The 13209-nt window shown below is 70.0% G+C and carries 11 protein-coding genes and 1 pseudogene; 5 read left to right on the top strand and 7 right to left on the bottom strand.

Annotated features, from left to right (window positions below; all coding sequences use genetic code 11):
• Positions 1–114: 114 nt before the first annotated feature.
• The 3 genes and pseudogenes from OHU89_RS18925 to OHU89_RS18935 form a co-directional block, all read right to left on the bottom strand.
• Positions 115–480, bottom strand: a pseudogene (locus OHU89_RS18925) (DUF2637 domain-containing protein); the annotation flags it as partial.
• 587 nt (positions 481–1067) lie between these two features.
• The gene (locus OHU89_RS18930) at positions 1068–1760 is read right to left on the bottom strand and encodes a hypothetical protein (RefSeq protein WP_405644392.1); all 693 of its coding nucleotides are present in this window, start codon (positions 1758–1760) and stop codon (positions 1068–1070) included.
• A 91-nt stretch (positions 1761–1851) separates the two neighbouring features.
• The gene (locus OHU89_RS18935) at positions 1852–2127 is read right to left on the bottom strand and encodes a hypothetical protein (protein WP_405644394.1); all 276 of its coding nucleotides are present in this window, start codon (positions 2125–2127) and stop codon (positions 1852–1854) included.
• 400 nt (positions 2128–2527) lie between these two features.
• On the opposite strand from OHU89_RS18935, the gene OHU89_RS18940 reads away from it, so the two are divergent.
• The 3 genes from OHU89_RS18940 (at position 2528) to OHU89_RS18950 (ending at position 7177) form a co-directional block, all read left to right on the top strand.
• Entirely contained in the window at positions 2528–4642 is a 2115-nt protein-coding gene (locus OHU89_RS18940) for an NACHT domain-containing protein (protein ID WP_405644396.1), read from the top strand.
• Between the two features lie 319 nt (positions 4643–4961).
• Positions 4962–6185: a hypothetical protein gene (locus OHU89_RS18945; RefSeq protein ID WP_405644397.1), complete on the top strand. Its 1224-nt coding sequence runs from the start codon at positions 4962–4964 to the stop codon at positions 6183–6185.
• A 26-nt stretch (positions 6186–6211) separates the two neighbouring features.
• A complete protein-coding gene (locus tag OHU89_RS18950; RefSeq protein ID WP_405644399.1) occupies positions 6212–7177 on the top strand; it encodes a D-2-hydroxyacid dehydrogenase family protein in 966 nt (321 codons plus the stop codon).
• A 60-nt stretch (positions 7178–7237) separates the two neighbouring features.
• Here the strand turns inward: OHU89_RS18950 and OHU89_RS18955 are convergent, their stop codons facing one another.
• From OHU89_RS18955 to OHU89_RS18970, 4 genes are all read right to left on the bottom strand, one after another.
• Positions 7238–8104, bottom strand: a complete 867-nt coding sequence (locus OHU89_RS18955; RefSeq protein ID WP_405644401.1) for a tyrosinase family protein — start codon at positions 8102–8104, stop codon at positions 7238–7240.
• A complete protein-coding gene (locus OHU89_RS18960; RefSeq protein WP_405644403.1) occupies positions 8088–8567 on the bottom strand; it encodes a tyrosinase family oxidase copper chaperone in 480 nt (159 codons plus the stop codon). Before OHU89_RS18960 ends, OHU89_RS18955 begins: the two co-directional genes overlap by 17 nt.
• Positions 8568–8856: 289 nt before the next feature.
• On the bottom strand, positions 8857–9138 hold the full coding sequence (locus OHU89_RS18965; protein ID WP_405644405.1) for a hypothetical protein: 282 nt from the start codon (positions 9136–9138) through the stop codon (positions 8857–8859).
• A gap of 280 nt (positions 9139–9418) precedes the next feature.
• Complete coding sequence (locus OHU89_RS18970; RefSeq protein WP_405644407.1) at positions 9419–10054, bottom strand: hypothetical protein; 636 nt, start codon at positions 10052–10054, stop codon at positions 9419–9421.
• Between the two features lie 550 nt (positions 10055–10604).
• On the opposite strand from OHU89_RS18970, the gene OHU89_RS18975 reads away from it, so the two are divergent.
• Positions 10605–11738, top strand: coding sequence for a glycosyltransferase (locus OHU89_RS18975; protein WP_405644409.1), 1134 nt, complete (start codon positions 10605–10607; stop codon positions 11736–11738).
• Positions 11735–13207 (top strand): exopolysaccharide biosynthesis polyprenyl glycosylphosphotransferase, encoded by a 1473-nt coding sequence (locus tag OHU89_RS18980; protein WP_405644411.1) that lies wholly within the window; start codon positions 11735–11737, stop codon positions 13205–13207. The genes OHU89_RS18975 and OHU89_RS18980 overlap by 4 nt, the downstream gene beginning before the upstream one ends.
• Positions 13208–13209: the final 2 nt, after the last annotated feature.

Here is a 13209-nt window from a genome sequence, read left to right on the forward strand (position 1 = left end):
CTCCGACGGATCATTCGGACTCTCGCCGGCCTTGAGACCGGCCGGGCGGTGGGCGAGTAGCTCCACCGACAGCAACAGGGCGACCGGAGGCCAGCCCGCCACCAACATCGGCCGCCATGCGAGCGCCGGAGCGGCCGCCACATTCGCCGCCAACGACACCGCGATCCCGAGCAGAAAGGCCAGCCACACCACAGTCCGCGCCCGACGCCCCACACTCGGAGACGAGTTCAGCAACCCCACCGTCGCCAGCAACAAGAGACCATCCACCGACAACGGCCACAACGTCGCACTCACCACATCCGCCCCACCCTGCAAGGCGAACTCCCGCTGATGCACATACGAGGCGTACCCGGCAACCGACGCCACCACCAACGCACAACCACGCCGCACCCACACCTCGGCCCGGGCACCCGTACCTGCGCCGCTCGGAGAGCCGTCCTGCGTGCGCGAACCACGCGGCGTTTCGCTCGGCGCGCTCACAGGGAACCACCCCTACGACGGCGCCGGCTTACCTGCGGTACCGTGACTGTGCCGGAAAGAACCAGCTCACGGCCCATCCAGGCCCGTACAGATGCTGTCGGTGCCCCGCCGGGGGCGCACCGCTACACAGTGTGTTTCCGCAGGCCAGGTGGGTCGCATGGCCTACCGACGGCCCTTCCTCTCGTGGGCATGCTGCGCGCTGTGCCGCAGGGCGTCCCCGACTCTTTGCGGGGCATCGCTGCAGGTAGATGAAGATTTCCGCGCTTCTGTGCATCCCGCAGGTTCGTGCCGCAGGGGGTGAACTCCAGCAAGCACCCCTCACGTTTGGTGACCACGACCTGGTCAGAGGGGTTGGCGCTCAGCACGGGAGGCGCCGATCAGGCGTCGCATACCGGCGCAGGCCGCCGCCCATACCGACGGGCTGCCTTGACTCGCTTCGCCGCGGCAACGTAAGGCCCACGAGCGACTCCCACCGCCCCCCGTAGGACCGAGTTCGGCCAAGGCCGGCCCCGAACTACACAGTGTAGTTTCCGAGTTTGAGCTCACGAACCCCTGCCCCGGTATGAACTGGGATGACCCGCGCACTGTCAGGTCCCGTCGCCGCCCAGCACCTTGGCCGCCTCGCGCGGATCCATCAGGTTGGACCAGGCCTGCTCGGCGGGCAGCAGGTCCCGTTCGGGCAGGGCGTATTCGGGATACCAGCCGTCTTTGTCGCAGCCCGGGACGTTGCTGAGGATCACGGCGGTGAGGTTGGCGGGGACGGAACCGGTGATACGGATGGCGAGATAGGTCTCGTGCCCCTCGTCCGCACGAACCTGCAACCCGAGGGTGAACGTGTCGAAGTCCTGGGCATGTTCGCGGCCGTCCCGCAAGGTCGCCCGGGCCAGCGCCAGAATGGCCGCGCGCAGTCGCCGCACAAAGCGGACTGCAGCCTCGGCCCGGTAGCGAACGTGGTCCTCACGAGTCGGCAACAGGTGCGCGGTGTAGGCAGAGGTCTTCAACCCGTCGGCGTGGACGGCGTTGTAGCGAGCCCGGGCCGCCTTGGCGTCCGCCTCCAGCGCGGCATAGAAGTCGTCGCCCGAGCCGTCCTTGCGCCGCCCGGCCGCCACCAGCCAGGGCAGATCGTCACCCACCCAGACCGCACCGCGCCACCGTTGCACCTTCACTTTGAACAGCATCTGATCATCGACGGCGCGGATCCGCTCATGCTTGGTTTCGACATCGGCGAACTGCTCCGCCGCCTTCGCCAGGATCGGATGCTCGATCTCGTCCAGCGGCACGGTGACCGGGGGCAGGGGCAGTTCCAGATCCTCGCGCAGGCAACGCAGCGTGGGACGGGCTGGTCGCATCTTTTCGTGTTCCCGGCTCTCGCTACTCGTCGATCCCGCCGACCGCGTCGATCTCCTCCGCGGTCAGCCCGGTCAGCAGCATCACGTCCGACTTCAAAGACCCGTCCAGCACCTGGAGCGCCTCGACCATGCCCGCACGCAGGTCCTCCCGGCGCTGTTCCAGGTAGGCCCGGACCGCTTCGGCGACGAGGTCCTTCTTGGTCAGTCCCAGGAAATGGGCACCCTGGCTGATCAGCTTGTCGATCTCCGGGTCGACCTTCAGCGGCGCCTGCCGCCCCGCCTTCGTTGCCACCGTCATGACCATCACCTCAACACCATGGTACCTAAGTACCTCAATTGGTAAAGCGTGAGATCGCGGCGAGCGGGAGCGGGACCCACGCGACTGAAGCGGATGTCCACGTGGCCACGTGCAGAGGGCTGTGAGTGATGGTCCGGAAGGGGTCACGTGGTCACGGCGTACACCACCCCGACAGCGCGGCCGGAGGACCGACGCCGTGCCCCGGCGGCCTGGCGCACGGCGCCGCCCCGGACACGGTCGTTGGTGGCCGGTGCCGGTACGGATACGCCGAGGTCATGGCCACTCTCGCAACACCGCACCGTACGCTCGCAATAGCTCCGACACCTGGCGGCCGTAGGCCGTACCTTGAGCTGCGGAAAACCCAGAAGTCACCCCCGAAGCCTCTGGCACCATCACTGCCATGCGTAAAGGACAACGGGGGCTGCTCTTCGTCTACGCCGTCACCTCGCTCGCCTGTCTCGCCGCCGCGCTCTGGTCGTACGACGCTGTAGCGGACGGAGACGGCAGCGACACGCTCGTCGACCGCCTGGCCCTGTTCGCCAGCGTTGCCGGTCTGCTGGTCTCCCTGTGGGGCCTACTGTCCGGCAAGTGGCAGACCGATCGGGAACGACCGGTGGCCGAGTTCGCCGACGCTCTCGCGCAACGTGTGCGGCAGCAGTGGGAGACCGCGGAGGACATCCACAGGCTCAATGATGATTACGCGATGTCCGTCTCGTGGGTCGATGAGAACGGGGGCCTGACAGTGGGCCTGCCCGAGGTCCGTGCCATGGCCTCCGCCGCCGGCAACGCTGAGGCGAGCGTAGCGGCGGACACACTCGCCGGTGAAGCCGCCTCACTCGGCGCCATTCTCCGGGAGCAGGTTCCCACCGGCCGGCTGGTGGTGCTCGGTGACGAGGGCTCGGGAAAGACCGTGCTGCTCGAACGGCTGGTCTACGACACATTGCGGGACCGGCCGCCGGGCGGCGTCGTCCATGTGCGTTTCCCCATGAGTCACTGGCCTCTGCAAGGGGTCGGACTCAATGCCTGGATGGCGTCGTATCTGACGGCGATAGAACCGACGCTCGCGCACCCCGCGCCCACTCCGTACCCGAAAAGCATCAACCGCGCTGAGGCCCTGCTGCGAGAGAGACTCGTCGTTCCCGTTCTCGACGGGTTCGACGAACTTCCGGCAAGTGCGCAAGCCGGGGTGCTGGAGAACATAAACCGCTCTCTCAGAACCGGAGACCGAATCATCCTCGCCAGCCGTCCGGCGGCGTACCGGGCTGTTGTCAGTAGCGTGGGCAGCCCTCTCAAGGGAGCAGCAGGCATCGTGCTCCAGCCCGTTTCGGCAGAGCAGGCAGAGCAATTCCTTCGTCAGAAGAAGGGGGATTGGGACGAGCTATGTGCTCTGCTGGGGACCGACACCCCGGTCGGGCGAACCCTCAAAACCCCGTTGGCGTTGTTCCTGTGCCGGACGGTGTACGAGCACCGCCCCGCAGCACTCCGCTCATCAGCCCCCTCCGAACTGTGTAGTCAGATGCGGTTCCCTACCGAGGCCGCCGTTCGGGCCCATTTGTTCGCCGGATTCATACCTGCGGTGTACCGGAACACAGGAGGGCATTCCGATTCACCCTGGGGCGAAGCCAGAGCCGCCCGGACGCTGCGTATCCTCGCGCGGTACCGACGGGACACCGAGCCGGTCGTCGGAACCGGTACAGATCTTTCCTGGTGGAAGCTCCACCACTTCACTCCACGCGTACGCGATCGCCTGACCTGGGGTATCGCACTGGCATGCGGCGCACTTTGGTTGCCGCTCGCCAAGGATGGCTTGAAGCCCCTTCTCATGGCGGCGGTCCTGTCCGCGCTCTTCGTCGCGTTCACCCGCTCAGCACTCAACGACATGTCCTTCATCCGGTCCCCCGCGGTCGGACTGCGCTGGCGTTGGCGATGGATACCGGCAGGAATCGGCGCGGTGTCCGGCTTGGCCTGGGCCGAGGCCCAAATCCAGCAAGGATCCGTCGGATCCAGTGCGACGGTGTACGTGATCCACGCTTCCGTCCTCGCGCTCGTCGGTGGAGCGTTGTTCTCCTGGAGCTCGCGTACGGCCGACCTGGAACGCCCCGTCACGCCTCGTGACCTGTTGCGGCACGACTGCCAGGCCTTCCTCGCACACGTGATGAGCTGGGGTCTCGCGCTCCCCCTGCTCTTCGCCGTGTTCTTGGGGCTTTTCTTCGCCTACGACAAAGACATCCCTCGCCAAGTGGAACTCGGCGACCTGCTGCTGCCCGCCACCCAACAGCTACTGGCGCCAGCCCTGTTCATCGGCCTGGCGATCGGTGTCCCTGTCGCCTTCTCTCGCACGGCGTGCGGTCCCTTCGTCTTGGCGTGTCTGTGGCACGGGCTGCTCCGACGAACGCCCTTCCGACTTCTCGCCTTCCTGGAAGACGCGCACCTGCGCTGCGTGCTGCGACAGATCGGCGGCTCCTACGAATTCCGGCACGTGGAATTGCAGCAGCACCTCGCCGGATCGCCGTGACCCCTCGGGATGCGGGCGGCTGCCCCGCTTCGGCGCAGACCCACGCGCTGGTTACCGTGTATCCGTTCACGACCAGAGAGATGGTCCCGGCATGAGGGGTGGAACCGCGGCTTGAGGTGTGATAGATGACTATGCCCGCGACCCGCGACCCGCGACCCGCGACCCGCGACCCGCGACCCGCGACCCGCGACCCGCGAGCCGGCTGAGCGGTCTCCGGTGTTCGGCCGGGGGGCGACGCCATGTTCGGTAAGGCACCCCTCCGGGTTCCGATAGGGCGGGATGCCTACCGTGGAGCACCTTCCACGGCGAGCGCACCCTCGTGGTCGCCGCCCGCACGGTCACCTCGACCGTACGCGTCCTCGAATCGCTCCCCGCTCTCCTGCGCGACGACCACCGTGTCACCGTCGTCTTCGCGTACGACCCGACCTCGGCCTTCGGCGCGGGCGTCCTCGATGTCCTGCGCGAGACCGGCTGCCGAGTCATGCCCTGGGAGCAACTGGCCGACATCACCCCCGATCTCATCCTGTCCGCCAGCGAGAACGTCGACCTACCGGAGGGCGACTGCCCGGTGCTGATCCTGCCGCACGGCGTGGGGTTCCAGAAGCTCGTACCGGACTCACGCGGTCCGCGCGAGCGACTGTCCGGTGTCGTCCCGGACGCACTGCTCGAATCCGGCCGGGCCTGGTTGGCCATCTCCCATCCGTCGCAGGAGGAGCAACTGCTCGCCACACATCCCAAGGCCGCGGGGCGCACGCTCCTGGTGGGCGACCCATGCTTCGACGAGCTGACCGCCAGCCGAGCGATGCGGGCCGCCTACCGCGAGGCTCTGGGGGTCGCGGAGGGCCAGCGGCTGGTCATGGTCAGCTCGACCTGGGGGCCGACCTCCCTCCTCGGCACCCAGCCGGACCTGCCCGCCCGCCTCCTCGCCCAACTCCCCTACGACAACTACAAGGTCGGCGCCATCGTCCACCCCAACGTCTGGTCGGCGCACGGCGCCTGGCAACTGCGCGCACTCCAAGCGTCGGCCCTGGACGCGGGGCTGATGCTGATGCCTGCCGTGCACGCCTGGCGCCCCGCTCTCGTCGCGGCCGATGTGCTGGTCGGCGACCACGGCTCGGTGAGCCTGTACGGCGCGTCCTGCGGCACACCGCTGCTACTCGCCGCATTCGGCGCCGACGCCGTGCCTGACACCGCCGCCCACACCATGGCAGCCCTGGCCCCCCGCCTCGACCCGCACGGCAACCTGCGCGAGCAGATCGAGGACGCCCTACGCGAACACACCCCCGAGCGCTACGCAGAGGTCTCCACGCGGGCCTTCGACGAGCCCGGCCATGCCTTGGCCCGTCTCCGCACCGCCCTCTACCACCTACTGCGGCTCGATCTGCCGACGGGGTGCGATCGCGCCGAAGGCGAAGGCCCCGAACGCCGCCTGGAGCCCGATCTCCTCGGTCGCCCAGGCGCTCAGCAACACGCCGACGACCAGCACGGCCGGCACGAGCGCGGAACCGCATCGCCAGCCTCGACGTACAGTCGGATTTCCTGATGCCCCCACCGCGGAGAGGGACCGACGTGCGGCTGCGCTGCGCTGTGCTCGACGACTTCCAGCAGGTGGCGACCGAGGTCGCCGACTGGTCACCGGTCGCGGACGACGTGGAGGTCGTCCCCTTCCACACCCACCTCGCCGACGAGGACGCCTTGGCCGCCACCCTCGCCGACTTCGACATCGTGGTCACCCTGCGGGAACGCGTGCCCTTCCCGGCGGCGCTGATCGCCCGTCTGCCGCGGCTGAAGCTGATCGTCGCCTCGGGCATGCGCAACTCCGTCATCGACTACGACGCCGCCGAGGCGCACGGCGTCACCGTGTGCGGCACGGCCAGTTCCTCCACCCCGCCCGTCGAACTGAGCTGGGCGCTGCTGCTGGGCCTCGCCCGCGGCATCGTCGAGGAGAGCAACGCCCTGCGCTCCGGCGGCTCCTGGCAGAGTGCCGTGGGGGCCGACCTGCACGGCCGCCGCCTCGGACTACTGGGCCTGGGGAAGATCGGCAGCCGGGTGGCCCAGGTCGGCCTCGCCTTCGGCATGCATGTCAGCGCCTGGAGCCAGAACCTCACCAAGGAGCGCACCGACGAGCTCGGCGTCGAACTCGCTCCCTCCAAGGAGGACCTGCTGGCGAGCAGCGACTTCGTCTCCGTCCACCTTGCGCTCAGCGACCGCACCCGCGGCCTGATCGGACCCGCCGAACTCGCCCTCCTCAAGCCGACCGCGTACCTGGTCAACACTTCACGCGCGGCGATCGTCGACCAGGACGCCCTGCTCGCCGCCCTGCACGAGGGCCGCATCGCGGGCGCCGGCGTCGACGTCTTCGACGTCGAGCCCCTGCCCGCCGACCACCCGATGCGCACGGCCCCCCGCCTGCTCGCCACCCCGCACCTCGGCTACGTGTCCCAAGCCAACTACGCAACGTACTACGGCCAGGCGGTCGAGAACATCGAGGCGTACCTGGCCGGTTCGCCCGTGCGGCTCCTCTCGCCCCACTGAGGCGCAGGCCTCGGAAGGCCTCGGCATACGCGCAACGCCCCCGCACGTAGCACGTACGGGCTACGCGTACCGGTAGATCCGGCTGTGGTCCTCCACCTCGTTCGGTGTGACGTCCCACGGCGGCATCTTCTCGTGCCGCGCGACGACCCGGCCCCGCTGGGCGTCCCCCCGCGCGAGCGGTTTCGCGGGGAGATAGTGGGCGCCCGGGTGCCGCCGCTGCCAGCGGGTCCAGAGGAGGTCGATGAAGGCGTGGTGCATCCAGAAGACGGGGTCGTTGACGGATGCGCCGCCCACCATGTGGCCGCCGACCCAGCGGTGGACCCGGTTGTGGGTATGCCAGGAAGTAGGGCCCTGCCCGGACCCCCACCCCTCCAGCTTGTTACGGAACCCTTTGGTGGACGTGGAGTTCCAGGGCGCCTTGTCGTAGACGGGATCGTCGAGGACCGCTTCCACGTCGTCGGGCCTGGGCAGCGTGATCGGGTCCCGGGCGCGGCCAAGGTCGCGGGTGAGGTAGTCGGTGTCCGTGACGCCCACCTTGATCGTCCACTTGCCGTTGCGGTAGGCGAAGGGGCCGGACATGACCTGCCGGTCGGAACGCCGCCCGGTGCCACCGAGCAGGTCCTCGGTCCACGGCAGGGCCGTCGGGGTGCGGTTGCGCGTCCAGTCCCAGTACGGCACGGTGACCGACTCGTCCACGCGGCGCAAGGCACGCTCCAGGTCCAGCAGGAGCATGCGGTGCCAGGGCAGGAAGGAGGGAGTCATGTGGGCGGCGCGCAGTCCGGTCTCACCGTCGGAGGTGTAGTACTCGATGTGCGTGCGCACGAACTCGTCGTACTCACCGCGCCGTTTGAGCTCGAGCAGCGCGTTGACGAACCGGCGCCGCTCGGACCGGGTGAGCGTGCTGACGTCCTTACGCGTGTACACCACTGTGATGCCCCCTCCTGACTCCCTCTTCCCCGCCCGGCATGCCGGTGCCGTTCGTACGGCCGTGCATGTGGTCCGGCGCGCGCAGCCGTTCGGACGGGCCGAGTTCGTCGACGGCCGCACGCGCGGCGGCCAGCGGAGTCGGATACGACCGGTAGTGCTCGACCTCGGTCATCCAACTGTCGTCCGCCCGGCGCATCAGGTGCAGCGGCCTGCCATCCACCGTGACGTGCCATGCGGGGTGGCCGGCGCCCCCGAGCTGCCCGGAGCCGTGCCGGGAGCCGACGATGCGACGCCCGCGATACGTCTCGTCGAACCACACCTCCCCCGACCCGGCCGAACCCGACACCACCAGAGCCGGCGAAAGCGCCGCCCCGACCGCCGACGCGAACAACCCCAGCACCACCCGCCGCCGTCCCGTGGGCTTGGCGTGGTGAACGGCGGGTGCCCCGGCCGCAGGGCTCATGGAGTCGGCCGCGGTGTTCCCCGCCGGCGGGCGGGGCGGTTTGCTGTGTGGCAATGTCTGTTTCCTCTTCATCCGGAGAGGCACTGGTTCGACGCACCCGAACGCGTCAACGTGGAAATACGGCACGGTTTTCCGGTCACCATGCGGCACACGGTTCCGGGCCGATCCCGCACGGGGGCGGAATCGACCCGGAGGCGCCGGCAGGCGCCGACACAAAGGCCCGGCGGAAAGCCCGGGATGAAGCACGAACGACCGCCTGAGGCGAAGCGCGTGGAGGTACGGCTCAGCCCTACAGGGACAGGGCGTTCGTCCTCAGCTGACCGTGGGCCGCCTGGTCGAGGGTGCTGTTGGCGCCCTTGGCGGTCCTGGACACGACACCGTTGCTCTTGGTGTTGAGCAGCTCCGGCTGGTGCTTTTCCACCCGGTCGTCGACCCGGTTCGCGAGCTTGCCCACCGTTCCGGTGACGGCGGAGGCACCGACGTCCGGGCCGTCGAGAGCGAAGGCGGGGGTGGCGGCACCGGCCACGATCAGGGACCCGACTACGACGGCGGCAGCCTTCAGAGACTTCATCGTGTTCCTTTCTGCGGCAACTCGAAAGTCACCAGGGGGAATTGCTTCACCGTCCCCAACGAGCCCCGGGCGCAACGGAAACCCCGAACACAGAAATTCCGGCGGCTCACACGGAAGCTCACCCGAATGATGGGCATGTCTTATCCGCCTTTCGCATCCTCGCATGAACAGGGGAAAGGCATGATCCGGCCGCCAAAACGGACGCCGTACCGGCCCGCCGCGGGGCCGGTACGGCGTCAGGGCCGCGCGCCTGCTTCGCCTCAGGCACGGCCACGAGCCCTCAGGAAGGCAGCGGGACGGGCAGGCTGGGGAGAGGCAGATTCAACTGGCCGAGGATGGCGAGGACGGCTCCCCCGAGCGCTCCCACCACTGACGTGGCCGCGGGGAGCACGCTGGTCGGGTCACCGGACGTGACGGCCTCGAGAACCTCCTTGAGGGCATCCTGCAGGGCGGTGAGCGCGTCGCCCACGGCGTCGGCGGGCACCTTCGCGTCGGCACGCGCCGGGCTGGCCGCCAGCGACGGCGGCACGGCCGCCGGGTTCGTCGACGCCGTCGGGGCATTCGGCGCCGCGGGAGTGGCGGGGGTCGTCGAGGTCGTTGAGGCCATGGTGGAGGCGGCTCTGGTGATGGCTGCCTTGGCGGCGTCGCCGAGCCTGGTCGCCTCCGTGGCGGAAAGCTGGCCATTGTCGGCCTGGGCCACGGCGTCCACCAGCGCGGTGACCTGGGTCGTCATGGTGCCGAGATCGTTCAGCTGCTTGACCTGCCCACGGAGGACTTCCGCATTGGGGAGGGGCGCTGCCTCGTGGGTGCGGTCGCGCGCCGTGTCGTCCGCCAGGGCGGCGGGGGCCGTGACGCCGAGCAGAAGCGTGGCGCAGAGCGCGGACGACGCGATGCGCCGCACAGACAAAACGGGCATGGAGGTTCCTTTCACAGGGAGTGCGTAGGGGCTTGCGTCCACCATGAAACGAGTGACTCCACTTCGCAACCGCTCGAACGCTCTGCGTAACAGCCAGCCTGTTGGGGGATGCGTCTTCACTGGTCAGGCGCCACACCGGGAGGCCCACCACTCCATCCACGTTCGGCGCACAGTCCGCGACCGCAAACCGCCGGGACCATGGAGGACGGCCCGCGAAGAAGCACGGCCGGACGGGGCGCCGGCGCCGGATCACCCGATCGCAACACGCCTGTCCACCTTGTCCGATACATCGCGAATGCCGGGTTAAAGTGACGCGCCGAACCCATCGGAATCCTGATTTTTCCTGTGAAAGGGCAACGCCGGTCATGCGTCTCTCCCGGGGACTTTGCTTGACGACACGCACGGGGATCCCCCTGCCCGACGGCCCGTCAGGGCGGGGCCGCCGCCGTCCGGGTCGTTCCGCCCGGTGATGACCGGCCGGCCTTCCGGAGCATCGCGCGGCACCACCCGACGGGGTACCGCGCCGCACGTCCTCCACGTCACCCAACCGATGGACGGTGGCGTCGCCGGCGTCGTGACCGAGCTGGTACGCGCGCAGCGGGCGGCCGGTTTCGTCGTCACGGTCGCGTGCCCCGAAGGCGGCCTCGGGCAGGCACTGCGGGAACTCGGCGCGGACGTACGGCACTGGCCCGCCACACGGGCACCGGGACCGTCGCTTCCCGGTGAGGTACACCGACTCGCGCGCGTCGTCGATGAGGTCCGGCCCGATGTGCTGCACGCGCACAGCGCCAAGGCCGGGCTCGCCGCCCGGCTGACGGTGCGGGGGCGCATCCCGACCGTGTTCCAGCCGCATGCCTGGTCGTTCGAGGCGGTCGGCGGGCTCACGGCGGCGGTCGCCACGGCGTGGGAGCGGTGGGGGGCGCGATGGACCGCCGGCGTGGTGTGCGTCAGCGAGGCAGAGCACCTCAGAGGCCTGCGGGCCGGGGTACGCGCCAATTGGCGGGTGATCCCCAACGGTATCGACCCGGCTCGCTTCCGCCCCGCCGCCGACGACGCCGTACGCGCCGCCCTCGCACCGCTCGCCGGCCTCGATCCGGCGGCCTTGCTGGTGGTCTGCGTGGGGCGACTGTGCCGGCAGAAGGGGCAGGACGTGCTGCTTGAGGCGTGGCCTTCGGTGCTGCGTCGAGTGCCCGGGGCCCGGCTGGCGCTCGTCGGGGACGGGCCGCAGGAGCGAGGGCTGCGGCACCACGCGTCCGAGGGAGTGCTGTTCGCCGGGGCCGTCGCCAATCCCGTCCCCTGGTACCAGGCCGCCGATCTGGTGGTGCTGCCGTCCCGCTGGGAGGGCATGGCGCTGGCGCCGCTGGAGGCGATGGCGTGCGGGCGTGCCGTGGTGGTCACGGACGTGGCCGGAGCGCGCGAGAGCCTGCCGCCCGGTCACCGGGCGCACTGTCTGGTGCCCGCCGGCCGGCCGCGCCCGCTGGCCGACGCGCTCACCAGGACGCTGCTCGATCCGTCGCTGCGTGAGTCGCTCGGCCACCAGGGGCGCCGCCACGTACTGACCGCGCACGACGTGCGGTACTCGGCCGAGGCGGTCGCGGACCTCTACCGCGAACTCCTCGACGCCGGGAGCACAGTGGCCCACCGCGCGGAACACACCGAGTGCAGGGAGCGCATCCGCTCATGACCGCTGAACGTACCCTTCCCCCTCCCGGCGGCCGACCAGCGGAGCACGGACACCCTCCCGTCTCGGTCATCCCCCCGCGCCAAGCCGCCGACGGCCCGTGGCTCCCCACCGCACAGCGGACCGCGGCGCGGCGCGCCCCCTGGCTGCCCCTGCTCGCTGCGGACGCAGCCGCCGCGCTCACCGCCGCCCTCGCACTCCCGCTTCCCCTGCTGACCGCGCCACTGCTTCTCGCCGTCCTCTGTCTGAACGCCCGGGCGGCGCTGTACCGTCCCGCCGCCGTACCCGCCGTCCTCGACGAACTCCCGGTTGTCTGCGCCCGGATTGCCGTGAGCTGGTGCGCGCTCGGGGCCTTGGTCGCGGCGCTCTCCCCGGCGTACACCCTGTCTGCCCGCACGTTGCTGACCGGCTGCGTCCTGCAGACGGCGGCGAGTGGGGCGGGCCGCGGCGCCGTGCACTGGTGCCGCCGCCGGGCACTGGTCCGCCACCCCGCCCCGGTCCTCGTGGCCGGCCCGGCCGCCACCTCCCAACGCGTGGCCGCCGCTTTCCTGCGCCACCCCGGATGCGGCCTCAGGCCCGTGGGCGTCCTCGCCGACGACGCGGCCGGTGGCGAGGGACTGCCGGTGCTCAGCACCGTCGAGGAGGTGCAGCGGGCCGTCATCCAGAACAGCGTCCGGGCCGTGCTCATCGTGGGCGCCACGGGCGAACACTGCGCGCTGCTACGGCAGTTGTCCGATGCGGGCTGCGAGCTCTGGGAGGTCGACGCGGCCGTACCGGCTTACGGCCGGGCAGAGAGCACCGCGTACGACGAGGCCGGGCGCACGGACTTCCGCCGGGCCCCGCGCGAGCGGATCGCCGGCTTCTCCTGCCGCCGCCTGGATGCCGGCCAACGCCCCGGCAGCCCCGCCAAGCGTGTCCTCGACGTCCTGGTCTCCGGGGCGCTTCTCCTTCTGACCGGCCCGGTGCTGCTCATCTGCGCGATCGTGCTGCGGATCAGCGAAGGGCCGCGGGTCGTCTTCCGCCAGGAGCGCGTCGGCAAGGACGGCCGCCCCTTCACACTGCTGAAGTTCCGCACCCATCGCCCGGCCGACCCACATGAGGCCGCGATCCGCTGGAGCGTGGCGGACGAACGGAGCATGAGCCGCTTCTGCCGCTTCCTTCGCCGCACCTCACTCGACGAGCTGCCCCAGCTGTGGAACGTCTTCCGGGGCGACATGACCCTGGTCGGACCGCGCCCCGAACGGCCCTACTTCGTCGCCATGTTCAGCCAGGCCCATCCCGGTTACGCCGCCCGCCACCGCATGCGGACCGGCCTCACGGGGCTCGCCCAGATCCACGGGCTGCGCGGCGACACCTCCATCGAGGACCGCGCCCGGTTCGACAACGCGTACATCGACGACTGGTCGCTGTGGCAGGACGTCTGCATCCTGCTGCGCACGGCCGCCGCGCTCGTCCGGCCGACGGGGAGCTGAAC

This window comes from Streptomyces sp. NBC_00019 (genome assembly GCF_045041015.1).
In the GTDB taxonomy this organism is placed as follows: Bacteria; Actinomycetota; Actinomycetes; order Streptomycetales; family Streptomycetaceae; genus Streptomyces.

Coding starts and splice junctions, on each gene's coding strand:
- OHU89_RS18935 (WP_405644394.1), bottom strand. CDS start 2,127: ATGACGGTGGCAACGAAGGCGGGGCGGCAGGCGCCGCTGAAGGTCGAC.
- OHU89_RS18940 (WP_405644396.1), top strand. CDS start 2,528: ATGCGTAAAGGACAACGGGGGCTGCTCTTCGTCTACGCCGTCACCTCG.
- OHU89_RS18960 (WP_405644403.1), bottom strand. CDS start 8,567: ATGAGCCCTGCGGCCGGGGCACCCGCCGTTCACCACGCCAAGCCCACG.
- OHU89_RS18965 (WP_405644405.1), bottom strand. CDS start 9,138: ATGAAGTCTCTGAAGGCTGCCGCCGTCGTAGTCGGGTCCCTGATCGTG.
- OHU89_RS18970 (WP_405644407.1), bottom strand. CDS start 10,054: ATGCCCGTTTTGTCTGTGCGGCGCATCGCGTCGTCCGCGCTCTGCGCC.
- OHU89_RS18975 (WP_405644409.1), top strand. CDS start 10,605: ATGGACGGTGGCGTCGCCGGCGTCGTGACCGAGCTGGTACGCGCGCAG.
- OHU89_RS18980 (WP_405644411.1), top strand. CDS start 11,735: ATGACCGCTGAACGTACCCTTCCCCCTCCCGGCGGCCGACCAGCGGAG.